Genomic DNA, 24,003 nt, shown 5'->3' with positions numbered 1-24,003 from the left:
GCGGGCGGTTCGACCGCTTCTCGGAATCGGACGTGGAGGTCGGCTTGCTGATGCTTCCCGGAAAGGACCTCCCGTCAGGCTCTGCGAGGAGCCCCGATCGTCTCGATATATAGGTCGCCGATATGCGCGGGTCTTGGCAATTTGCCGCGCATTCGATGCGGATTTGCGCACAGCTTCCGCGCGAGCGCGGGCGGCTGGTATCGGGAGTTTCCCGTCACGAATGGACGGGAGGCGGGTGCGGGCGGGCGGCGCAACCCCCAGAGGGGGCCGCGCCGCGTTCGCCGTCGTCAGTCGGACAGGGCGTCCGACGCGGCTTCGGCGTCGTCATGCGACGCGTTCGTGCGGATCGCCGGGTCGCTCGTGCTCGGGCGGCCGGTCTCCACGTGGCCCGCGAAACGGCGCAGGAAGCCGAGCGGGCGGCCGTCGCTGACGGTCAGGTCGTACCAGCCGTGGCTGCCGCGCAGATCCCAGTAGTCGTCGACGTGCGTACCCGGCTTGAGGTCGAACTCGCGCGCATGGCCGTGGCCGTAGGCGCTCGTCACCTTGAGCCGCACGGCCTGGTGGCCGCGGTTCATCAGGCGCAGCGTGATGTTGCCGTTCGCGACGTCGTAGCCGTAGATCACCTCGGGGTTGATGCTCGCGGGGCCGACCGCCATCGCCGCGGGGCTGCGGAAGTGGCAGTAGAAGCCGTTCGGGCCGTACACGTCGAGGTCGTACAGGCCGAGCGACGGCGCCGGGCTCCACAGGTCGGAAACCCGCTTGCCGGCGTCGACCGTGTAGGTCCACGGGCCGTCGACACGATTGCGCGCCTGGACCTGGAACGCCGCGCCCGCGGTGCCGGTGTTCGCGAAGGTCAGCCGGAACTGGCCGCTCGCATTGTCGATCCGGCCGTGCACGAACAGTTCGTACGGCAGCGCGCGCGCCGGACGCAGGCCGGCCTCCTGCTTCGGCAGATGCTGGACGACCGGCGGCACCGGGATGTAGTCGGGGTGACGGTTGCGGTCGGGCGGCGCGTAGCCGCTCGTGTCCGGGAGCTGCGGCCAGCTTGCGTCGGGCGTCGCGAAGTCGAACGCGGACGTCAGGTTGCCGCACACCGTGCGGCGCCACGGCGACACGTTCGCCGCGGTGACCGCGTACTGCGCGCCGAAGCGTGCTTCGATGAATTGCAGCAGCGACGTGTGATCGAAGGTCTGCGAGCAGACCCAGCCGCCCTTGGTCCACGGCGACACCACCAGCATCGGCACGCGCGGCCCGAGCCCGTACGGGCCGGCCATGTGCGACGCGTCGCCGGCGAATGCCTCGTTGGTCGTCGCGACCGTCGACAGCCCGTTCTCGCGCGACTGCGGTGCGAACGGCGGCGGCACGTGGTCGAAGAAGCCGTCGTTCTCGTCGTAGGTGATGAAGAGCGCGGTCTTGCTCCACACGTCCGGATTCGATACGAGCACCTTCAGCACCTGCTCGATGTACCACGCGCCGTAGTTCGCCGGCCAGTTCGGGTGCTCCGAGTACGCTTCCGGCGCGCAGATCCACGACACCTGCGGCAGCGTGCCGTTCTTCACATCCTGCTGCAGCACGTCGAACAGCGTGCCGCCGGCGCTGATGTTGGTGCCGGTGCGCGCCTTGTCGTACAGCGGCGTGCCGGGCAGCGCGCTGCGGTACTGGTTGAAGTAGAGCAGCGCGTTGTCGCCGTAGTTGCCGATGTACGGGTTCTGCGTCCAGCCCCACGAGCCGTTCGCGTCGAGCCCCGTGCCGACGTCCTGGTAGATCTTCCACGACACGCCGGCCTGCTCGAGCACTTCCGGATAGGTCGTCCAGCCGTAGCCCTTTTCCTCGTTGCCGAGCACCGGGCCGCCGCCCGTGCCGTCATTGCCGACGTAGCCGGTCCACATGTAGTAGCGGTTCGGGTCGGTCGAGCTCGGGATCGCGCAGTGGTACGCGTCGCAGATCGTGAACGCGTCGGCGAGCTGGTAGTGGAACGGGATGTCGTCGCGCTTCAGGTACGCCATCGTCGTGGTGCCCTTGTTCGGCACCCACTGGTCGTAGCGGCCCTTGTTCCATGCGGCGTGCATGTCCTGCCAGCCGTGCGGCAAGTCCTGCAGGAACTGCAGGCCGAGCTTGTCGGCGCCCGGGTGGAACGGCAGCAGCTCGGCCGGGCCGACCGGCTGATGGAACACCGACTTGCCGCTCGCGAGGCGCAGCGGGCGCGGGTCGCCGAATCCGCGGACACCACGCATCGTGCCGAAGTAATGGTCGAACGAACGGTTCTCCTGCATCAGGATCACGATGTGTTCGATATCGCGGATCGTGCCGGTACGGCGGTTCGCGGGGATGGCGAGCGCATCGCGGATCACGGGCGGGAACAGGTTCAGCGCGGCTGCGCCGGCGGTGCCGGCGGCGACGCGCAGGAAGTCACGACGGTTCGATCGGGTCATGGTCGTTATCGTGCGTTAAAGGGGGGAGCCGGTTGGCGGGACATGCGGAAAATGGACGCGCCCCGTGGCGCAGGATGCGGCTGCGCCGGGTCGTGCCGCCGCGAGCATAGCGAGAAATCGGTGTCATTCATGTGAAGTCCGGAAACGTTTGCAGGCGCGGCGTTGAACGGACAACGGCCGACGGTCGCGGTGCAACGGGCAGCGGGCAGCGGGCAGCGGGGACGCGGATAGCGGGAAAGCGGACAGCGGACAGCGGACAGCGGGAAAGCGGGAAAGCGGGAAAGCGGGAAAGCGGGACAGCGGGACAGCGGGACAGCGGACAGCAGGACAGCAGGACAGCAGGACAGCAGGACAGCAGGACAGCAGGACAGCAGGACAGCAGGACAGCAGGCAGCAGATGGCGCTTGACGCGCGCCGGCGATGCGGATGCAGCGGCGTCAGGCGTCCGTCACCCACGCGCCGAACCATTCGCTCGGGCGCGCGATTTCGTCCTGCGCGGCGACGAGTTCGAGCTCGTAGCGGCGTGCGTCGTAGGTTGCCTTCACGACCGCGTGCACCGCCGCGAGCGTGTGCTCGAACGCGGCGCGCACCGAGTCGCCGCGCAACCGGCGCGCGACGAAAATGGCGCTGGTGAGGTCGCCGACACCGACCGGATGGCGCGGAAACGCATACAGCGGGCGCTGGCCGATCCACGCTTCGGTCTCGGTGACGGCGAGCATGTTGAAGCGGTCGGCCGGGCTGCTGCGGTCGTGCAGGTGCTTGACAAGGATGATTTTCGGCCCGCGGCGGATCAGCGCGCGGCACGCGTCGACGGCTTCGGCGACGGTCTCGATGCGCCGCCCGGCGAGCTTCTGCAGCTCGGTGTGGTTCGGCGACATGCCGTCCGCGAGCGCCGGCATCTCCGCGACGATGAATTCCTCGACGCCGGGTTCGGGGCGGATGCCGCCCGTCTGGCCCATCGCCGGATCGCAGAAGTACCACGCGTTCGGGTTCATCGCCTTCACCGAGCGCACGATCTCGACCGTCGCGCGCGCCTGCGCCGGCGAGCCGAGGAAGCCGGACAGTACCGCGTCGCAGCGCTTGAGCGCGCCGATCGCGGCGACGCCGTCGACCAGCTGCTCCATCTTCGCGGCGTCGATCGCGCTACCGGCCCAGTGGCCGTACTGCATGTGATTCGACAGCTGGACGGTGTTGAGCGGCCAGACGTTGACGCCGAGGCGCTGCATCGGGAACACGGCCGCGCTGTTGCCGGCGTGTCCGTAGATGACGTGCGACTGAATGCTGAGGACGTTTTTCATGAGCGTTCGCCTGCAGGCGTTTCAGGGTCTCGTCACACGATACCCGAGTTCGTCGCGTGCGCGGAAGTCGCTCGGCCGACGAGTGTTGCGCGCCGTCGTCAGCCCGACCGCGTAGAATCGCGGGGCGTGAAGCCGCCCGGCTGACCGCGTGCATTTCCCATTACCGTGAGCGCCATGCCTTCGAATTGCAAGATGTTCTCCCTCGCGCGCGCGGCCGTGCTCGGCGCGGGCGTCGCCGCCGCATGCGCGACGTCGGTCGCGGTCGCCGTCCCGGCACCGGCCGGCAACGACGGGCCCGCGTACGGCCCTCGCCTGGAAGGCTTCGCCTATCCGGAGCCGGTGCATCGCTACGCGTTCGTGTCGCAGCGCGACACCCTCGAGATGATGTACATGGACGTGCAGCCGGCGCACCCGAACGGCCGCACCGTCGTGCTGCTGCACGGGAAGAACTTTTGCGCGGCGACCTGGGAAGACACGATCGGCGTGCTGAGCCGCGCCGGCTATCGCGTGATCGCGCCGGACCAGATCGGCTTCTGCAAGTCGTCGAAGCCCGAGCGCTACCAGTACAGCTTCCAGCAGCTCGCGCGCAACACGCATGCGCTGCTCGAGTCGGTCGGCGTGAAATCGGCGACGATCGTCGGCCATTCGACGGGCGGGATGCTCGCGATGCGTTACGCGCTGATGTACCCGAAGGCGACCGAGCAGCTCGTGCTGGTGAACCCGATCGGCCTCGAGGACTGGAAGGCGCTCGGCGTGCCGCCGCTGTCGGTCGACTACTGGTACGCACGCGAGCAGAAGACGACGGCGGACGGCATCCGCCGTTACGAGCAGGCGACCTACTACGCGGGCAAGTGGGCGCCGTCATACGAGCGCTGGGTGCAGATGCTCGCCGGCATGTATCGCGGCCCGGGCCGCGACGCGGTCGCGTGGAACTCGGCGCTGATCTACGACATGATCCTCACGCAGCCGGTGGTCTACGAACTCGGCGCGATACGCGTGCCGACGCTGCTGCTGATCGGCGACAAGGACACGACCGCGATCGGCAAGGACGTGGCGCCGCCGGACGTGCACGCGAAGCTCGGCCGTTACCCGGAACTCGCGAAACGCACGCAGGCGGCGATTCCCGGCGCGCAGCTCGTCGAATTCCCGGCGCTCGGGCACGCGCCGCAGATCCAGGATCCGGACGCGTTCCACAAGGCGCTGCTCGACGGGATGGGGGCGGTGCACCCGCAGTGACGCGCAGGCGGGCGCACCCGCCTGGGGGGCACGTGCGCCAGGTCAGCGGGTTTCGTTCGCGAGTTCGTCGCGGATCTGCGCGGCCAGCTCGAACGAGCGCACGCGCGCGGCGTGATCGTAGATCTGCGCGGTGATGATCACCTCGTTAGCGCCGGTTTGCGCGATCCGGTCGCGCAGCTTGTCGCGCACCGTGTCGCGCGAGCCGACGGCCGCGAACGACAGCGCATGCGCGACGTTCGCGAGTTCGAACTCGCTCGCCTCGAGCGCGTCGACGGGCGGCGGCAGCTTGCCGGGCGTGCCGCGACGCAGGTTGATGAACTGCTGCTGCAGCGACGTGAAGAGGCGCCGCGCCTCGTCGTCGGTATCGGCCGCGAACACGTTGACGCCGACCATCGCATGCGGCTTCGGCCACGCGGCCGACGGCCGGTACTGCGCGCGATAGACTTCGAGCGCGCGCATCAGGTAGTCCGGCGCGAAGTGCGACGCGAACGCGAACGGCAGCCCGAGCATCGCGGCGAGTTGCGCGCTGAAGAGGCTCGAACCGAGCAGCCACACAGGCACGTCCAGCCCCGCGCCGGGCACCGCGCGCACGCGCTGGCCGGGCACCGGTTCCGCGAAGTAGCGCTGCAGCTCGGCGACGTCGTCCGGAAACGAGTCGGCGCTGCCGATCAGGTCGCGGCGCAGCGCACGCGACGTGGTCTGGTCGGTGCCGGGCGCGCGACCGAGCCCGAGGTCGATGCGCCCCGGATACAGCGACGCGAGCGTGCCGAACTGCTCGGCGATCACGAGCGGCGCATGGTTCGGCAGCATGATCCCGCCCGAGCCGACGCGGATCGTCTTCGTCGCTCCCGCCACGTGGCCGATCACGACGGCCGTCGCCGCGCTCGCGATGCCGGGCATGTTGTGATGTTCGGCGAGCCAGTAGCGCCGGTAGCCGAGGCGCTCCGCGTGCTGCGCGAGATCGACGGTGTTGCGGAACGCCTGCGCGGCGTCTGCGCCGGCGGGAATGGGGGCGAGATCGAGTACGGAAAACGGAATCATCGGGTGGCCTTCGGAAGGGAGGGGCGCGGTGATGCGGATGCGCAACAGTTGGCGATGATTTTGCCAAAGGGTTCCGGAACGCGCTGGCGACGCGCGGATACCCATGCGCCTTTCAGGGGCGCAAGGTGGCGCGGGCAACTGTTGCAAAAATCAATCTAATCACCGAATAATTACCGATCTTTACGGCGATTGGGCATGTCTTCGCATCGACATACAAATTTCCACGAAACGTTTGATTTTCAAGACTGCAATCCGCCTGCAAAGTGCTTACGCTAACGTGAACGAGGTGGCACCGGAATGGTTCCCCGGCCGCACAGCTTTGCCGAAATCGCAGTAGTCCGTTTCGCGTGGTGCCAAGCGCGGGGTGGCGCGGGCTGCTAAAATCCGGCGCCTGTCCATGTTGTGCCGACGGTAGCCATTAGAATCTTCCCGCATCCCGTCCGGGCATCGCGCGAGGATGTGCCACGCGATGCCGGGCATGGCCGCTTTCGGGGAAATGGGCCGTGCCTCCCCATTACACAGACGCTGCTGGAACAAGGAGTCGGGTCGTGCCCGCGTTCGTTGCTGTCGGAATACCCAATCACGTTCAACCCGGTTCGATCGGTCGGCAGGGCGCCCGCGTCGCCGGAGGGCGTCGCGCATGACGCCGACCGTCACGCTGCTCGACTGGCTCCTGACCGTGTTCACGCTGGCTGCGGCCGGCTATGCGTTCGTCGCGGCGTTCGCGCCGCGTCCGCGCACGCCGCGCACCGCCGCACGCGACGGTTTCGAGCCCGTCAGCGTGCTCAAGCCGCTGTGCGGCGCCGAGCCGCACCTGTACGAGAACCTCGCGACGTTCTGCGAACAGCGCCACCCGCGCCATGAAGTGCTGTTCGGGGTCGCGTCGGCCTCCGATCCGGCGGTCGCCGTGGTCGAGCGGCTGCGCGCCGATTATCCGGAATGCGACATCACGCTCGTGATCGACGCGCGCGTGCACGGCAAGAACCTGAAGGTCAGCAACCTGATCAATCTCGCCGAACGCGCGAAGTACGGCCGCATCGTGATCGCGGACAGCGACATCGCGGTGAAGCCGGACTATCTGGAGCGCGTGACGGCGCCGCTCGCCGACGCGTCGGTCGGGGTCGTCACGTGCCTGTATCATGCGCGCAGCGTCGGCGGGTTCTGGACGCGGATCGGCGCGCAGTTCGTCGATGCGTGGTTCGCGCCGTCGGTCCGGATCACGCACCTCGGCCGCTCGAGCCGCTTCGGCTTCGGCGCGACGCTGGCGCTCACGCGCGACACGCTCGAGCGGATCGGCGGTTTTCTCGCGTTGAAGGACGAGCTGGCCGACGACTTCTGGCTGGCCGAGCTGCCGCGCCGCCTCGGGCGGCGCACCGTGCTGTCCGAGGTCGAGGTCGCGACCGACGTGATCGAGCCGTCGTTCGGGCCGCTCTGGCACCGCGAGACGCGCTGGCTGCGCACGATCCGTTCGCTGAACCCGGCCGGCTTCGCGTTCCTGTTCATCACGTTTACCGCGCCGTGGCTCGCGATCGGCGCGGCGCTCGCGCTGCGTCTCGACGGCACCGTCGCCGGCACGCTGGCGGGTGGCGCGGCCGTGGTGGGCGCGTTCGGGCGGCTGGTGCTGCACGCGCGCGGCGAGGACGGCTGGCGCGCGTTCTGGCGCGACCTGCCGCTCGTCGCGGTGCGCGACACGCTGCTCGCGCTCGAATGGCTCGCGGCCGTGTTCGGCACGCACGTCGTGTGGCGCGGCGCGCGGATGACGGTCGTCGGCGGCGAACGCGCGACGGTGATCGTGGAGGGCGGGGACGGCCGCTGACGTACGTTCCCCGAAGGGAACCGGCGATGCGCCCGGTCCCGATCGAATCCGGCCCGAAGGCCGAGACGCGTTGCGCGGCCACGTCGCGCGACGCGACATGACAGAGAGGCGGGCGCCGGCAGGGCGGCCCGCGGTTGATTGACTGAATCGTTGAAACGAATCGAACTATGCAGGCTACTGGAGCATTCATGAAAACGCTGTTCTTGCAGGCCCCTTCGTATGACGGCTTCGACGGCGGAGCCGGCTCGCGCTATCAGGCGAAGCGCGAAATCCGTTCCTTCTGGTACCCGACGTGGCTCGCGCAGCCGGCCGCGCTCGTGCCGGGCAGCCGCGTCGTCGACGCGCCGGCCGACGGCCTGTCGGTCGAGGAAACGCTGAAGATCGCCAACGACTACGATCTCGTGATCATCCACACGAGCACGCCGTCGTTCCCGACCGACGCGATGTTCGCGCAGGATCTGAAGAAGATGAAGCCGTCGATGCTGGTCGGCATGGTGGGCGCGAAGGTGATGGTCGATCCGCACAACTCGCTCACGGCGAGCGACGCGATCGACTTCGTGTGCCGCGAGGAATTCGACTACACCTGCAAGGAAATCGCCGAAGGCAAGCCGTTCCCCGAGATCAAGGGCTTGAGCTGGCGCGCGAAGGACGGCTCGATCGAGCACAACGAAGCGCGTCCGATCCTCGAGAACATGGACGAACTGCCGTTCGTCGCGCCCGTCTACAAGCGCGACCTGAAGATCGACAACTACTTCATCGGCTACCTGAACTACCCGTACGTGTCGATCTACACGGGCCGCGGCTGCAAGTCGCGCTGCACGTTCTGCCTGTGGCCGCAGACGGTCAGCGGCCACCGCTACCGCACGCGCTCGGTCGAGAACGTGCTCGCGGAAGCGAAGTGGATCCGCGACAACATGCCGGAAGTGAAGGAGCTGATGTTCGACGACGACACCTTCACCGACGACCTGCCGCGCGCCGAAGCGATCGCCATCGGCCTGGGCAAGCTCGGCATGACGTGGTCGTGCAACGCGAAGGCGAACGTGCCGTACAAGTCGCTGAAGATCATGAAGGAAAACGGCCTGCGCCTGCTGCTGGTCGGCTTCGAATCCGGCGACGACCAGATCCTCGTGAACATCAAGAAGGGCGTGCGCACCGATTTCGCGCGCCGCTTCAGCGCGGACTGCAAGAAGCTCGGGATCAAGATCCACGGCACCTTCATCCTCGGCCTGCCGGGCGAGACGCAGGACACCATCAAGAAGACGATCGAGTACGCGAAGGAAATCAATCCGCACACGATCCAGGTGTCGCTCGCCGCGCCGTATCCGGGCACGACGCTTTACAAGCAGGCCGTCGAGAACGGCTGGATGGAAGAGAACAAGACCATCAACCTGGTCAGCAAGGAAGGCGTGCAGCTCGCGGCGATCGGCTATCCGCACCTGTCGCGCGACGAGATCTATCACCATCTCGAGCAGTTCTATCGCCAGTTCTACTTCCGCCCGTCGAAGATCTGGGAGATCGTCCGCGAGATGCTGACGAGCTGGGACATGATGAAGCGTCGCTTGCGCGAAGGCGTCGAGTTCTTCCGCTTCCTGCGCGCGCACGAGGCCTGATTCGTGGCGACGCAGCGGGCGGCGCGGGCGCTGATCTTCACCGCGGACGACTTCGGGCTGCATCCGCGCGTCAACGCGGCGGTCGAGCGCGCGCATCGCGACGGCGTGCTGAACGCCGCGAGCCTGATGGTCGGTGCGCCCGCGGCGCAGGACGCGATCGAACGCGCGCGGCGCCTGCCGTCGCTCGCGGTCGGCCTGCATCTCGTCCTCGCGGACGGGCCGGCCACGCTGCCCGCGCATGACATTCCCGCGCTCGTCGGCCGCGACGGGCGCTTCGGCGATGCGATGGCGAAGGACGGCTGCCGCTTCTTCTTCCTGCCGCACGTGCGTGCGCAGCTGCGCCGCGAGATCCGCGCGCAGTTCGACGCGTTCGCGGCGAGCGGCCTGCCGCTCGACCACGTGAACGCGCACAAGCATTTCCACCTGCATCCGACCGTGCTGTCGATGATCATCGAGATCGGCCGCGACTACGGGCTGCGTGCGGTGCGGCTGCCGTACGAAACGCGCGCGCCCGCGCTGCTCAAGCCGTGGATCGCGCTGGTGCGCGCGCGGCTCGACCGTGCGGGGCTCGCGCACAACGACTACGTGGTCGGCATCGAGCATACGGGCGCGATGGACGAGCGCGTGCTGCTCGACGCGCTCGCGGCGCTGCCGCCCGGGGTCGGCGAGATCTACTGTCATCCGGCGGAAGCCGGGGACGGCCCGATCACGCCGACGATGGCCGCTTACCGGCCGGTCGACGAACTGGATGCGCTGCTGTCGCCGCGCGTCGCGGCCGCGCTGAAGGCCGCGGGCGTCGCGACCGGCGGTTTTGCCGACGTGTTCGGCCAGCCGGCGGCGCGGCGCGGCACGCACGCGTCGCGCGAAGCGGGGGCGCAGCCGTCATGACCAAGTGGATCAAATGGCTCGGCTGGCCGATCGGCATCGGGATCCTGCTCGCGCTCGGGCTGCACGAAGGCATCGGCGACGTGACGCGGATGCTCGAGCGCGCCGGCTTCGCGCTGCTGTGGCTCGTGCCGTTCCATGCGCTGCCGCTGCTGCTCGACGCGTATGCGTGGCACCAGCTGCTCGACCGGCGCGCGTCGCTGTCGTTCCTGTGGTGGGTCGCGACCGTGCGTGAAGCGGTGAACCGGCTGCTGCCGGTCGTCGGGATCGGCGGCGAGCTGGTCGGGATCCGGATGGCGCGCTGGCAGGTGCCCGACGCGAGCCGCGTGACCGCGTCGGTGATCGTCGAGGTGCTGGTGACGATCGTCGTCCAGTATGCGTTCGCGGCGCTCGGCCTCGTGCTGCTGCTCGCGACGACGCACGACATGGGCGGCGGCACGATCGGCCTCGCGCTGCTGCTGACCCTGCCGCTGCCGGTGCTCGGCGTCGTGCTGATGCGGCGCGGCGGGATCTTCCATGCGATCGAGCGGTTCGCGGGGCGTCTGCTCGGCGATTCGCACCGGTTGCTGCAGGGCGTCGACGGCCGCCGCCTCGACGGCGACATCGACGCGCTGATGTCGCGCACGCCGCTGCTGTTCAGTGCGTTCTTCTGGCAGCTGTCCGGCTACGTGCTCGGCGCGCTCGAAATCTACTGGGCGCTCGCGCTGCTCGGTCATCCGGTCTCGATCGGCGGCGCGATCGCGATCGAGGCGATGACGCAGGCCGTGCGGCATGCGGCGTTCATGGTGCCGGGCGGTCTCGGCGTGCAGGAGGCGACCGTCGTGCTGCTCGCGCAGATGTTCGGCGTCGATCGCGAGACGGCGCTGTCGCTCGCGCTGGTCAAGCGCGGCCGCGAGGTGCTGTTCGGCTGTCTCGCGCTCGGGTCGTGGCAACTGGCCGAGCTGGTGCGCACGCGCCGCCGGATCAAGGCGGTGCCGGCCGGGCCGCGCGCCCCGCAAGCGGGCCGCGAGGCCCAGGTGCAAACCGAAACGACGCATTGATCACGAGACGGGCCGCGCGGTCCGTCTCGCGCTTTTGGCGTTGCGCGAGTATCCTTGCCGCGTGTTTTCTCGACGCGCATTTCTTCCGATGATCTTCCGTTTCCGGCTGCTTCCCGTCACGATGCTGGCTGCCGCGCTGGCGCTGACCGGCTGCGACGACAAGCAAGGCAATCTCGACGTGCAACGTATCAGGGACTTCTTCAACGCGATCAAGCCGGCGCCGCTGCTGCTCAAGGGGCTGAAGGCCGGCGTCTCGACCGAAGCCGACGTGCGCGCCACGATGGGCAAGCCCGAGACCGAGCGCGCGTTCACCGACGGCTCGAAGCGCCTCGAATACCCGCGTGGCCCGATGGGCAACCAGACCTGGTTCGTTGACCTCGACCCGGGCGGGTATTACACGGGCGCGACGCAGGTGCTGACCGCCGAGAACTTCGCGAAGGTGCGCCCGGGGATGACCGAGGACGAGGTGCGCCGCCTGCTCGGCAAGCCGGGCGACGTCGCGCAGTATCCGCTGAAGCCCGAGACCGTATGGAGCTGGCGCTGGCTCGAGGACGGCGTCAACACCGACGCGTTCTTCAACGTCCATTTCGGCCCGGACGGGCTTGTCTATACGACTTCGCGCTCCGACATCCTGAAAGGGCGCTGAACCCGCGTCCGGCGCTATATCGAAAAAGCGACCGGAAAATTGCAAAAAGTCCGCTTCCCTGCGTGTCATCCGACTGTCAGGAAGCGGCTTTTTTCCTTTTGAAACAGCGCGGTAGGCCGTGCCTGCAAATGGTAGGGTGAATTGCTGCGACGCAGCAATCGCGCGCACGGTGATTTGAGGCAAACAATTTCGCTTGCGACTATCCGCGTCAGCCCGGCGCCGGACAGTGAGCGCGCCGGTGTTCACATCAACACTGGAGACGCGCGTGTTCCTTTACGGCTTTGGTCCTGTCCTCTGGGCCGGCACCGTGCAGACCATCGAGCTGTCGGTGCTGTCGCTCGCCGCTGCGGTGGCGCTGGGGCTGATCGGCGCGGTGGCGAAGCTGTCGCACAACCGGGTGCTGCGAGCGGTCGCGACCGGTTATACGACGCTGATCCGCTCGGTGCCCGATCTCGTCCTGATGCTGCTGTTGTTCTACAGCATCCAGATCTGGCTGAACCAGTTCACCGACCTCGTCGGCTGGGACCAGATCGACATCGACCCGTTCGTCGCCGGCGTGCTGACGCTCGGCTTCATCTACGGCGCGTACTTCACCGAGACGTTCCGCGGTGCGTTCCTGTCGGTGCCGCGCGGCCAGCTCGAGGCCGGCTCGGCGTACGGGATGAGCGGGCTGCGCGTGTTCGTGCGGATCATGTTTCCGCAGATGATGCGCTTCGCGCTGCCTGGCATCGGCAACAACTGGCAGGTGCTCGTGAAGGCGACCGCGCTGGTGTCGATCATCGGTCTCGCGGACGTCGTGAAGGCGGCGCAGGACGCCGGCAAGAGCACGTTCAACATGTTCTTCTTCATCCTCGTTGCGGCGCTGATCTACCTCGCGATCACGACCGTTTCCAACCTCGTGCTGATCCAGCTCGAGAAACGTTATTCCACGGGCGTGCGCCACGCAGAACTATGATCGAGATCCTCCAGGAATTCGGCCAGGCGTTCCTTTACTGGGACGGCCAGCGCCTCTCCGGCCTTGCGGTGACGCTGTGGCTGCTCGTCGCGTCGATTTCGCTCGGCTTCGTGTGCGCGGTGCCGCTCGCGGTCGCACGCGTGTCGAAGAAGAAGTGGCTGTCGATGCCGGTGCGGTTCTACACGTACGTGTTCCGCGGCACGCCGCTCTACGTGCAGCTGCTGTTGCTGTACACGGGCATGTACAGCCTCGAGTTCGTGCGCTCGCACTCGCTGCTCGACGCGTTCTTCCGCAGCGGCTTCAACTGCGCGATCCTCGCGTTCGCGCTGAACACCTGCGCGTACACCACCGAGATCTTCGCGGGTGCGATTCGTGCGATTCCGCACGGCGAGGTCGAGGCGGCGCGTGCGTACGGGATGTCGCCGTTCACGATGTACCGCCGGGTGATCCTGCCGTCGGCGCTGCGCCGTGCGCTGCCGCTGTACAGCAACGAGGTGATCCTGATGCTGCACGCGACCACCGTTGCGTTCACGGCGACCGTGCCCGACATCCTGAAGGTCGCGCGTGACGCCAATTCCGCGACGTACATGGCGTTCCAGTCGTTCGGGATCGCCGCACTGATCTATCTTGCGGTATCGTTCGCACTCGTCGCGGCATTTCGCCGGGCGGAGCGCCACTGGCTCGCGTATCTCGCGGCCGGCCGTCATTGATTTCATTCGAGGAGAGCCAGATGGCCGAGATCACTCAAACGAGCGCGTCCGCTTCCACCAAGCTTGCCGCGGTCGACATTCACAAGCGCTATGGCGACAACGAGGTGCTCAAGGGCGTGTCGCTGAACGCGAAGGCCGGCGACGTCATCAGCATCATCGGCGCCAGCGGTTCCGGCAAGAGCACGTTCCTGCGCTGCATCAATTTTCTCGAGCGGCCGAATGCGGGGCAGATCGTCGTCGACGGCGAGGCCGTGCGCACCAGGACCGACCGCGCCGGTGCGCTCGAGGTGGCCGATCACAAGCAGCTGCAGCGCATCCGCACCAAGCTCGCGATGGTGTTCCAGCACTTCAACCTCTGGGCGCACATGAACGTGCTCGAGAACGTGATGGAAGCGCCGGTGCACGTGCTCGGCATTGCGAAGAAGGAAGCCGAGGAGCGTGCGCGCGAGTACCTGGAGAAGGTCGGTTTGCCGCCGCGCGTCGAGAAGCAGTATCCGTCGCATTTGTCGGGTGGCCAGCAGCAGCGTGTCGCGATCGCGCGGGCGCTGGCGATGCATCCGGACGTGATGCTGTTCGACGAGCCGACGTCGGCGCTCGATCCGGAGCTCGTCGGGGAGGTGCTGAAGGTGATGCAGAAGCTGGCCGAGGAAGGCCGCACGATGATCGTCGTCACGCACGAGATGGGTTTCGCGCGCAACGTGTCGAATCACGTGATGTTCCTGCATCAGGGGCGGACCGAGGAAGAGGGTGATCCGAAGGAGGTGCTGGTGCGTCCGCAGAGCGAGCGTCTGAAGCAGTTCCTGTCGGGTAGCCTCAAGTAACGCGAAGGGCGTTTCATACGTGGTACCGGTGTCTCGTCCCGCAGGCGCCACCCGCACGACGCAGGTGGCGATCGTTGCATTGCCGCCCGTGTCGATGTCGGGTGTGGGTCCGATCGTCGATGCGTTGCATCTCGCGAACGAGATCGACGGGCGCTTGCTGTATCGCTGGCAGGTGTGTTCGTGGGACGGGCGGCCGGTGCCGCTCGCCGGCGGCGCGCAGTGGCATGCCGATGCGGCGTTCAACGATGCGATCGCGTGCGACTGGCTGATCGTCGTGTCGGAGCGGTTTCAGCAGTTTGCCGACTATCGGTTGTTTCTTGCGAGTCTCGCGCGGGTGGGGCAGCGCACGCCGGTCGTCACGGGGATTCACCACGGCGTGTGGTGGCTCGCGATGGCCGGGCAGCTTTCCGGATATCGCGTGAGCGTGAACTGGGAGACGTATCAGCAGTTCGCCGAACAGTTCGAGCGCTCGATCGTCACGCAGCAGATCTTCGAGATCGATCGCGATCGGGCGACCTGTGCGGGCGGGCAGGCGACCGTCGATTTCATGCTGGCCATGATCGGCCGGGAACACGGGGCGGACCTGGGTGAGCGCATTGCCGACGCGCTCGGGGCCGGCACGCTGCGCAGCGGCGAGGAGCGGCAGCGGATTCCTTTTGTGACCGCGCCCGGTGAGCGGCATCCTCGGCTGAACGATGCGTTGCTTTTGATGGAAGCCAATGTCGAGGATCCTTTGACGACCGATGAGATCGCCGGGCTCGTCGGCGTGTCGCGGCGGCAGCTGGAGCGGCTCTTCCGGCAGTATCTCGGGGCGATGCCCTCCAAGTATTACCTCAATCTCCGGTTGCTCAAGGCTCGCACGCAGTTGCAGCGGACCAGCAAGTCGGTCGTTCAGGTGAGCCTCGCCTGTGGGTTTTCTTCTGCTGCGCACTTTTCCAATGCGTACCGCGAAAGGTTTGGGGTCACGCCTCGGGAGGATCGGAGAGCCTGGCTCGAGAAGCAGACCGGCGGTGGGGGGGAGCCTCGCGGGGGCGCGCTTGTTGAGCGGGGGGCTAAGGATTGATTCTGTTTTTTTGATGGTGCGCTTGCGTTTGACGTGAATCACCTGCGATCGTGTCGGTCTATTAGCGTCGCCCCTGCGCGGGGCGGCGGTTACTTTTCTTTGTCTTGCCAAAGAAAAGTAACCAAAAGAAAGGCGCCCGGATAACGCATGACTTCCCGGTGCCGTAGTCCACCAAGTGGCCCTCGCCTAAGTGTCCGCGCCAGTCGGGAACCCGGAGTGGTTCGAGCAATGGTTCTGACACCACTCCCTACGCAACGGAGCGGTATACCGCCCGCTAGCTCCATCCTCGCTATGCTCGGCTGCAAGGTTCTTCGGCCGCATTCATGCGACCGCGCCACATATGGACACCCACTGATCAGTTCCCCAAATCAGTGAGGGGCCGCTGTACCACAACGACGATTTCAATTTATTGAATTCATGCGTCGCTTGCCGCAATTGTGCAAATCAATCGACCGACAGCTTTGCGAAGCGGGACGTGTGGACCTGTCGGCCGAGCGAAGCGAGGGCGGAGCTAGCGGGCGGTATACCACTCCGCGTGGTGGTGAGTGGTGTCAGAACCATTGCTCGAACCACTCCGGGTTCCGGACTGGCGCGGACACTTAGGCGAGGGCCACTCCGGTGGCCATGGCACCGGGAAGTCATGCGTTATCCGGGCGCCTTTCTTTTGGTTACTTTTCTTTGGCAAGACAAAGAAAAGTAACCGCCGCCCCGCGCAGGGGCGACGCTAATAGACCGACACGATCACAGGTGCTTCACGTCAACGGCGAGCGCACCACCCAAACGGCCCCAATAAAGCACACGACCAAACCAGCCCCCCGCCGGGAGGGCAAAATAAGTCGAACCATCCGCTTCCGATAGAACCCGTCGCAATTCCGCAAGACGCTTGCGTCACCCTTACCTAAACTTGATCCTGTTGAACCCTCTTACGAAACCGAAAGGAACGACCATGACGACCTCGACCGTGACCCGCCAGACATTCGACGAAGTGATGGTGCCGGTATTCTCCCCCGCGCCGTTCGTGCCGGACCGTGCAGAGGGCTCGCGCGTGTGGGACACGGCCGGCCGCGAATACGTGGATTTCGCCTGCGGCATCGCCGTCACGTCGCTCGGCCACGGCCACCCGGAACTGCTGAAGGTCCTGGACGAACAAGGCCGCAAGCTCTGGCACATCGGCAACGGCTACACGAACGAGCCGGTGCTGCGCCTCGCGAAGCGCCTCGAAGCGCTGACCTTCGCCGACCGCGCATTCTTCGCGAACTCGGGCGCGGAAGCGAACGAAGCCGCGCTGAAACTCGCGCGCCGCGTCGCATTCGACCGCCACGGCGCCGACAAGTACGAAATCGTGTCGTTCGTCCAGTCGTTCCACGGCCGTACGTTCTTCACGGTCAGCGTCGGCGGCCAGCCGAAATACTCGGAAGGCTTCGGCCCGGTGCCGGAAGGCATCAAGCACCTGCCGTTCAACGACATCGAAGCGGCCAAGGCCGCGATCGGCCCGCAAACCTGCGCGGTGATCGTCGAGCCGGTGCAGGGCGAAGGCGGCGTGATCCCGGCCGATCCGGCCTTCCTGAAGGCACTGCGCGAAGCGTGCGACGCCAACGACGCAGTGCTGATCTTCGACGAAGTGCAGACGGGCGTTGGCCGCACGGGCCAGTTCTACGCATACATGGACACGGGCGTCACGCCGGACATCCTCACGACCGCGAAGGCACTCGGCAACGGTTTCCCGATCGGCGCGATGCTGACGACGAACGAACTGGCCGCCCACTTCAAGGTCGGCGTGCACGGCACGACGTACGGCGGCAACCCGCTCGCGTCGGCGATCGCGGACAAGGTCGTCGAGCTGATCGGCGACCCGGCGCTGCTCGAAGGCGTGCGCGAACGCAGCGTGCGCCTGAAGGGCGCGCTGGAACGCATCAACGCACGCTTCGGCATCTTCAAGGACATCCGCGGCAAGGGCCTGCTGGTCGGCGCGGAACTCACCGCCGCATTCGACGGCCGCGCGAAGGACTTCGTCACCGCCGCCGCCGAGAACGGCCTGATCATGCTGATCGCGGGCCCGAACGTGCTGCGCTTCGTGCCGTCGCTCGTGATCCCGTTCGACCTGCTCGACGAAGGCGTGAAGCGCTTCGAGAAGGCAGTCGAGCAGGTGCTCGCGGCCCAGGAAGCCACCGCGCGCTGATCGGCGCGCCCATCGCAGACAGGAACGACGATGCTATTTGTTCGCCCCGGCAAACTCACGGATCTCGATGCGCTCGCGCACATGGCGCGCACTGCGCAGCCGGTCCTGCACTCGCTGCCGCACGATCGCGCGGCGCTCGAAGCGCGCGTGGCGCTCTCCGAGGATTCGTTTCGCGCGGACGTCGACTTCGCCGGCGAGGAGTTCTACCTCTTCGTGCTCGAGGATTCGTCGACGGGCAAGCTGCTCGGCACGGCGAGCATCGTGGCCGCGGCCGGCTACTCGGAACCGTTCTACGCATTCCGCAACGATGCACTGATCCACGCGTCGCGCGAGCTGCACGTGAACCGCAAGATCCACGCGCTCACGATGTCGCACGAGCTGACCGGCAAGAGCCGGCTGGCGGGCTTCTACGTCGATCCGTCGCTGCGCGGCGACGCGGCCGCGCACCTGATCTCGCGTGCGCGGATGATGTACATCGCCGCGAACCGCCGCCGCTTCACGCCGGAAGTGTTCACGCTGCTGCTCGGCGTGAGCGACAGCACGGGCGCATCGCCGTTCTGGGAAGCGGTGGGCCGCAAGTTCTTCGGCCGCAACTTCACCGACGTCGACATCGCGTCGGGCGGCCGCAGCCGCACGTTCATCGCGGAAGTGATGCCGGCGTATCCGCTTTACGTGCCGCTGCTGCCGGAAGCCGCGCAGCGCGTGCTCGGCGAGCCGAACGAAACGGCGCTGCTCGCGTACGACATCCATCTCGAGGAAGGCTTCGAGCCGGACCGCTTCGTCGACATCTTCGACGCGGGCCCCGTGCTCACCGCGCAGGTCGACCGCACCGCATGCGTGAAGCACGGCGCGGAGCGCACGGTGCGCGAAGCCGCGCATCAGCAGGGCGACGTCGCGTACATGGTGTCGACCGGCAGCGGCGAATCGTTCCGCTGCGTGCTGGCCGACCTGCCGGGCGATACGGCCGACGCGCCGCTCGCCGGCGACGTGCGCGCGGCGCTCGATGTGAAGGATGGTGATGTCGTGCGCTGCGTGCCGCTGCACCGCCGCGACGATGAAGACATGAAGGGAGACGCAGCATGATCGTCGTTCGGGTCGTACAAACGGGCGACGTCGACGCGCTCGTGTCGCTCGCTAAGGAAACCGGGCCGGGCCTGACCACGTTCAAGCCCGATCGCGACGCGCTCGCCGCGCGCATCGAACGCACGCGCCGCACGCTCGACGGCGAGGCCGCGCCGGGCGAGGCCGGCTACTTCTTCGTGATGGAAGAATCGAAGACGGGCGACATCGCGGGCGTGTGCGGGATCGAGACGCAGGTCGGCCTCGAACAGCCGTTCTACAACTATCGGGTGAGCACGGTCGTGCACGCGAGCCAGGAGCTCGGCGTGTGGACGCGGATGTCCGCGCTGAACATCTCGCACGACCTGACGGGCTACGCGGAAGTGTGCTCGCTGTTCCTGAGCCCGCGTTACCGCACGGGCGGGGTCGGCGGCCTGCTGTCGCGCTCGCGCTTCATGTTCATCGCGCAGTTCCGCGAACGCTTCCCGGAACGCATCTGCGCGGAGCTGCGCGGCCACTTCGACGAGGACGGCACGTCGCCGTTCTGGCGCGCGGTCGGTTCGCACTTCTACCAGATCGATTTCAACGCGGCCGACTACCTCAGCTCGCACGGCCGCAAGTCGTTCCTCGCGGAACTGATGCCGCGCTATCCGGTGTACGTCGACCTGCTGCCGCAGGACGCGCAGGACGCGGTCGGCCTCACGCACCGCGACACGCTGCCGGCCCGCAAGATGCTCGAGGCCGAAGGGCTGCGCTACCAGAACCACGTCGACATCTTCGACGCGGGCCCGGTGCTCGAATGCCACGTCAACGACCTGCGCACGGTGCGCGAGAGCGTCGTCGTGCCGGTCGCGATCGGCGTGCCCGACGTGCGGGAAGATATGCCGAAGTCGCTCGTATCGAACACGTCGCTCGGCGATTTCCGCGTCGGCGTCGCGCCGGGCGTGGTCGCGAACGGGTCGTTCGTGCTGTCGGCCGACGATGCCGCCGCGCTCGACGTGAAGGCCGGCGATCCGGTCCGCGTGCTGCCGCTCAAAGTCAAACAGGGATAAACGAATCATGACGGAACTCTTCATCGACGGCGCCTGGGTCGCAGGCTCGGGCCCCGTCTTCGCTTCGCGCAACCCGGGCACGGACGCGATCGCATGGCAGGGCGAAAGCGCGTCGGTGGCCGACGTCGACCGCGCGGTCGCGAGCGCGCGCCGCGCGTTCGCCGGCTGGTCGGCGCTCGACTTCGAAGCGCGCTGCGAAATCGTCAAGCGCTTCGCCGCGCTGCTCACCGAACGCAAGGAAGCGATCGCGACCGCGATCGGCCGCGAGACCGGCAAGCCGCTGTGGGAAGCCCGCACCGAAGTCGCGGCGATGGCCGCGAAGGTCGGTATCTCGATCCAGGCCTACCAGGAACGCACCGGCGAGAAGCGCCAGGACATGGCCGACGGCGTCGCGGTGCTGCGCCATCGCCCGCACGGCGTCGTCGCGGTGTTCGGCCCGTACAACTTTCCCGGCCACTTGCCGAACGGTCATATCGTGCCGGCGCTGATCGCGGGCAACACGGTCGTGTTCAAGCCGTCGGAGCTCGCCCCGGGCGTCGCGCGCGCGACGGTCGAGGTGTGGCAGGAAGCCGGGTTGCCGGCCGGCGTGCTGAACCTCGTGCAGGGCGAGAAGGACACGGGCATCGCGCTCGCGAATCACCGGCAGATCGACGGGCTGTTCTTCACCGGCAGCTCGGATACCGGCACGCTGCTGCACAAGCAGTTCGGCGGCCGTCCGGAAATCGTGCTCGCGCTCGAGATGGGCGGCAACAACCCGCTCGTGATCGGCGAAGTCGAGGACGTCGACGCGGCCGTGCATCACACGATCCAGTCGGCGTTCCTGTCTGCCGGCCAGCGCTGCACGTGCGCACGCCGCATCTTCGTGCCGCAGGGCGCGTTCGGCGACCGCTTCCTCGCACGCTTCGCCGACGTCACGTCGAAGATCACGGCCGACGTGTTCGACGCCGATCCGCAGCCGTTCATGGGCGCGGTGATCTCGGCACGCGCGGCCGCCAAGCTCGTCGACGCGCAGTCGCGCCTGATCGAGCAGGGCGCGCAGCCGATCATCGCGATGACGCAGCGCGATCCGCGCCTGGGCTTCGTGAACGCGTCGATCATCGACGTGACCGGCGTGGCGAACCTGCCCGACGAAGAGCACTTCGGCCCGCTCGCGCAGATCGTCCGCTACGCGACGTTCGACGAAGCGATCGAGCGCGCGAACGACACGGCGTTCGGCCTGTCGGCCGGCCTGCTCGCCGACGACGCCGACGCATGGGATCACTTCCGCCGCACGATCCGTGCCGGGATCGTCAACTGGAACCGCCCGACCAACGGCGCATCGTCCGCCGCGCCGTTCGGCGGCACGGGCCGCTCGGGCAACCATCGGCCGAGCGCGTACTACGCGGCCGACTATTGCGCATATCCGATGGCGTCGGTGGAAAGCACCCAACTGACCTTGCCCGCGAGCCTGTCGCCGGGCCTGCATTTCTGATCGAGGGAACGACGATGAACGCACAAGAAGCCAATTTCGACGGACTCGTCGGCCCGACCCACAACTACGCCGGGCTGTCGTTCGGCAACGTGGCGTCGCTCAACAACGAGAAGTCGGCCGCGAATCCGAAGGCCGCCGCGAAGCAGGGGCTGCGCAAGATGAAGCAGCTCGCGGACCTCGGCTTCGCGCAAGGCGTGCTGCCGCCGCAGGAGCGTCCGTCGCTGCGCCTGCTGCGCGAGCTCGGCTTCTCCGGCAAGGATGCGGACGTGATCGCGAAGGCCGCGAAGCAGGCGCCCGAGCTGCTCGCCGCGGCGAGCTCGGCGTCGGCGATGTGGACCGCGAACGCGGCGACCGTCAGCCCGTCGGCCGACACGAGCGACGGCCGCGTGCACTTCACGCCGGCCAACCTGTGCAGCAAGCTGCATCGCGCGATCGAGCACGAAGCGACGCGCCGCACGCTGTCGACGCTGTTCGCCGATCCCGCGCACTTCGCGGTGCACGAGGCGCTGACGGGCACGCCGGCACTCGGCGACGAGGGCGCGGCCAACCACACGCGCTTTTGCGCCGAATACGGCCTGCCCGGCGTCGAGTTCTTCGTGTACGGCCGCGCGGAATACCGCCGCGGCGTGGAGCCGAAGCGCTTCCCGGCGCGCCAGACCTTCGAGGCGAGCCGCGCGGTTGCGCATCGCCACGGTCTCGCCGAAACGGCGACGGTCTATGCGCAGCAGGATCCGGACGTGATCGATGCAGGCGTGTTCCACAACGACGTGATCTCGGTCGGCAACCGCGACACGCTGTTCACGCACGAGCGCGCGTTCGTCAACAAGCAGGCGATCTACGACACGCTGACGGCCACGCTCGACGCGCGCGGCGCGCGGCTGAACGTGATCGAGGTGCCCGATGCGGCCGTGAGCGTGAACGATGCGGTCACGTCGTACCTGTTCAACAGCCAGCTGCTGTCGCGCGCGGACGGCTCGCAGGTGCTCGTCGTGCCGCAGGAATGCCGCGAGAACGCGAACGTTGCCGCCTATCTCGACCAGCTCGCGGCCGGCAACGGCCCGATCCGCGACGTGCTCGTGTTCGACCTGCGCGAAAGCATGAAGAACGGCGGCGGCCCGGCTTGCCTGCGCCTGCGCGTCGTGCTGAACGACGCCGAGCGTGCGGCCGTCACGTCGAACGTGTGGATCAACGACACGCTGTTCGCGTCGCTCGACGCGTGGATCGAAAAGCACTACCGCGACCGTCTCGCACCGGAAGACCTCGCCGATCCGACGCTGCTCGACGAATCGCGCACGGCGCTCGACGAGCTCACGCAGATCCTGCGCGTCGGCTCGCTGTATGACTTCCAGCGCTGAGTCCCGCGTGCCGGCCGCCGTGCTGCTCGACGACTTCCTCGCGTTCACGCTCGCGGGCGACGCGCCGGCCGTGAAGGTCGGCACGTGCGCGAACGGCGCGGTGCGCTGGCATTGGCTCGGCGACGGGCTGCTCGCGCTCGAGCCGGTAGCGGATGAAGCGGGCGCTGCGGCGCGTGCGAGCGTGCTCGTGTCGGCCGGCGTGCATGGCGACGAGACCGCGCCGATCGAGCTGCTGTCGATGCTCGTGCGCGATCTCGCGGCGGGCACGTTGCCGCTCGCGTGCCGCCTGCTCGTCGTGCTCGGCAACGTGCCGGCCATGCGCGCGGGCGCACGCTATCTCGACGACGACCTGAACCGCCTGTTCAGCGGCCGTCACGCGCAAGTGCCCGCGAGCCGCGAAGCGCCGCGCGCGGTGCAGCTCGAAGCGGCGGCCGCCGCGTTCTTCGCGGCCGCGCCGGCCGGCAGCGCGCGCTGGCACGTCGACATGCACACGGCGATCCGCGCATCGGTGTTCGAACAGTTCGCGCTGCTGCCGCACACGGGCACGCCGCCTGCCCGCAAGATGGTCGAATGGCTCGGCGATGCGCGCATCGCGGCCGTGCTGCTGCATACCGCGAAGGGCAACACGTATTCGCATTACACGGCCGAGCACTGCGGCGCGCTCGCGTGCACGCTCGAACTCGGCAAGGTGCGGCCGTTCGGCCAGAACGACCTGTCGCGCTTCGCGCCGGCGGACCGTGCGGTGCGCAAGCTCGTGTCCGGTGCGCCGCGCGACGTCGACGCCGCGTTGCCGCGCGTGTTCACCGTGATCGACCAGATCACGAAGCAGAGCGATGCGCTCGAGCTGTTCGTCGCGGCCGACGTCGCGAATTTCACCGCGTTCGCGCGCGGCACGGTACTCGCGCAGGACGGCGACTACCGCTACACGGTGCAGCACGACGAGGAGCGCATCGTGTTTCCGAATCCGGCCGTGAAGCCGGGCCTGCGCGCGGGGCTGCTGGTGGTCGATACGACGCGCGAGACGCTGGCCGCACTCGTCTGATCCAAGGCCGGTGGCGCGTGGCTGCGGGGGCCGCGGCACGCGCATCGTCCGGCCGCATTTCCCTTTTTTGCGATCGACGCCCGCATGCCGCGCAGACGGCCCGTGCGTCGCGCTTGCGTATTTGCGACATCGTCTTGCAAGTTCGACGGCGCATCCTGCCGTCATCGCGCACGCAGCGCAGCATCGCGGGCCGGCGGCCGCTTTGCCGTGCCGGGCCGCGCGGATTGGTACAATCGCGGCCTTGCGGCTGTTGCGCCGCATCAAGGCGCGGCATCGGCATTGGCGTCGCCAT

The 24,003-nt window shown here is 67.6% G+C and carries 19 protein-coding genes; 16 read left to right on the top strand and 3 right to left on the bottom strand.

What is annotated here, in order from left to right; all coding sequences use genetic code 11:
* Nucleotides 1-287: 287 nt before the first annotated feature.
* Nucleotides 288-2,432 carry a phosphocholine-specific phospholipase C gene (locus DIE02_RS20130; protein WP_124487409.1) on the bottom strand — a complete coding sequence of 715 codons (2,145 nt, stop codon included), beginning with the start codon at nt 2,430-2,432 and terminating at the stop codon, nt 288-290.
* 437 nt (nt 2,433-2,869) lie between these two features.
* Nucleotides 2,870-3,730, bottom strand: coding sequence for a pyridoxal kinase PdxY (gene pdxY / locus DIE02_RS20125; RefSeq protein ID WP_124487408.1), 861 nt, complete (start codon nt 3,728-3,730; stop codon nt 2,870-2,872).
* A 174-nt stretch (nt 3,731-3,904) separates the two neighbouring features.
* Here pdxY and DIE02_RS20120 point away from each other — a divergent pair, with 174 nt between their 5' ends.
* Complete coding sequence (locus tag DIE02_RS20120) at nt 3,905-4,966, top strand: alpha/beta fold hydrolase (RefSeq protein ID WP_124487407.1); 1,062 nt, start codon at nt 3,905-3,907, stop codon at nt 4,964-4,966.
* Nucleotides 4,967-5,008: 42 nt separating this feature from the next.
* Here the strand turns inward: DIE02_RS20120 and DIE02_RS20115 are convergent, their stop codons facing one another.
* Complete coding sequence (locus DIE02_RS20115) at nt 5,009-6,007, bottom strand: LLM class flavin-dependent oxidoreductase (RefSeq protein ID WP_124487406.1); 999 nt, start codon at nt 6,005-6,007, stop codon at nt 5,009-5,011.
* Nucleotides 6,008-6,647: 640 nt separating this feature from the next.
* On the opposite strand from DIE02_RS20115, the gene hpnI reads away from it, so the two are divergent.
* The 15 genes from hpnI (at nt 6,648) to astE (ending at nt 23,711) form a co-directional block, all read left to right on the top strand.
* Nucleotides 6,648-7,823: a bacteriohopanetetrol glucosamine biosynthesis glycosyltransferase HpnI gene (hpnI, locus tag DIE02_RS20110; protein WP_044849116.1), complete on the top strand. Its 1,176-nt coding sequence runs from the start codon at nt 6,648-6,650 to the stop codon at nt 7,821-7,823.
* 167 nt (nt 7,824-7,990) lie between these two features.
* Entirely contained in the window at nt 7,991-9,433 is a 1,443-nt protein-coding gene (gene hpnJ, locus DIE02_RS20105) for a hopanoid biosynthesis associated radical SAM protein HpnJ (RefSeq protein ID WP_308234889.1), read from the top strand.
* Nucleotides 9,434-9,436: 3 nt separating this feature from the next.
* Nucleotides 9,437-10,321: a hopanoid biosynthesis-associated protein HpnK gene (gene hpnK, locus DIE02_RS20100; RefSeq protein ID WP_124487405.1), complete on the top strand. Its 885-nt coding sequence runs from the start codon at nt 9,437-9,439 to the stop codon at nt 10,319-10,321.
* Nucleotides 10,318-11,358, top strand: a complete 1,041-nt coding sequence (locus DIE02_RS20095; protein WP_044849119.1) for a lysylphosphatidylglycerol synthase domain-containing protein — start codon at nt 10,318-10,320, stop codon at nt 11,356-11,358. Before hpnK ends, DIE02_RS20095 begins: the two co-directional genes overlap by 4 nt.
* A gap of 88 nt (nt 11,359-11,446) precedes the next feature.
* Nucleotides 11,447-12,004, top strand: a complete 558-nt coding sequence (locus DIE02_RS20090) for a lipoprotein (protein ID WP_044849120.1) — start codon at nt 11,447-11,449, stop codon at nt 12,002-12,004.
* 265 nt (nt 12,005-12,269) lie between these two features.
* A complete protein-coding gene (locus tag DIE02_RS20085) occupies nt 12,270-12,959 on the top strand; it encodes an ABC transporter permease (RefSeq protein ID WP_044849121.1) in 690 nt (229 codons plus the stop codon).
* Nucleotides 12,956-13,669 (top strand): ABC transporter permease, encoded by a 714-nt coding sequence (locus DIE02_RS20080; RefSeq protein ID WP_044849122.1) that lies wholly within the window; start codon nt 12,956-12,958, stop codon nt 13,667-13,669. Before DIE02_RS20085 ends, DIE02_RS20080 begins: the two co-directional genes overlap by 4 nt.
* Before the next feature lie 20 nt (nt 13,670-13,689).
* A complete protein-coding gene (locus DIE02_RS20075) occupies nt 13,690-14,490 on the top strand; it encodes an ABC transporter ATP-binding protein (protein WP_124487404.1) in 801 nt (266 codons plus the stop codon).
* Nucleotides 14,491-14,509: 19 nt separating this feature from the next.
* Complete coding sequence (locus DIE02_RS20070; protein WP_124487403.1) at nt 14,510-15,553, top strand: GlxA family transcriptional regulator; 1,044 nt, start codon at nt 14,510-14,512, stop codon at nt 15,551-15,553.
* 946 nt (nt 15,554-16,499) lie between these two features.
* On the top strand, nt 16,500-17,732 hold the full coding sequence (locus DIE02_RS20055; RefSeq protein ID WP_044849125.1) for an aspartate aminotransferase family protein: 1,233 nt from the start codon (nt 16,500-16,502) through the stop codon (nt 17,730-17,732).
* Between the two features lie 30 nt (nt 17,733-17,762).
* Nucleotides 17,763-18,815 (top strand): arginine/ornithine succinyltransferase subunit alpha, encoded by a 1,053-nt coding sequence (aruF, locus tag DIE02_RS20050; RefSeq protein ID WP_044849126.1) that lies wholly within the window; start codon nt 17,763-17,765, stop codon nt 18,813-18,815.
* Nucleotides 18,812-19,843 carry an arginine N-succinyltransferase gene (gene astA, locus DIE02_RS20045; RefSeq protein WP_124487401.1) on the top strand — a complete coding sequence of 344 codons (1,032 nt, stop codon included), beginning with the start codon at nt 18,812-18,814 and terminating at the stop codon, nt 19,841-19,843. Before aruF ends, astA begins: the two co-directional genes overlap by 4 nt.
* A 7-nt stretch (nt 19,844-19,850) precedes the next feature.
* Nucleotides 19,851-21,314, top strand: a complete 1,464-nt coding sequence (gene astD, locus DIE02_RS20040; protein WP_124487400.1) for a succinylglutamate-semialdehyde dehydrogenase — start codon at nt 19,851-19,853, stop codon at nt 21,312-21,314.
* A gap of 14 nt (nt 21,315-21,328) precedes the next feature.
* On the top strand, nt 21,329-22,669 hold the full coding sequence (gene astB / locus DIE02_RS20035) for an N-succinylarginine dihydrolase (protein WP_044849129.1): 1,341 nt from the start codon (nt 21,329-21,331) through the stop codon (nt 22,667-22,669).
* Entirely contained in the window at nt 22,653-23,711 is a 1,059-nt protein-coding gene (astE, locus tag DIE02_RS20030; RefSeq protein ID WP_124487398.1) for a succinylglutamate desuccinylase, read from the top strand. Before astB ends, astE begins: the two co-directional genes overlap by 17 nt.
* Nucleotides 23,712-24,003: the final 292 nt, after the last annotated feature.

Origin of the sequence: Burkholderia sp. Bp8991 (assembly GCF_003853795.1) — a bacterium.
Lineage (GTDB): Bacteria > Pseudomonadota > Gammaproteobacteria > Burkholderiales > Burkholderiaceae > Burkholderia.
This window is presented reverse-complemented; position numbering and strand designations above follow the sequence as displayed.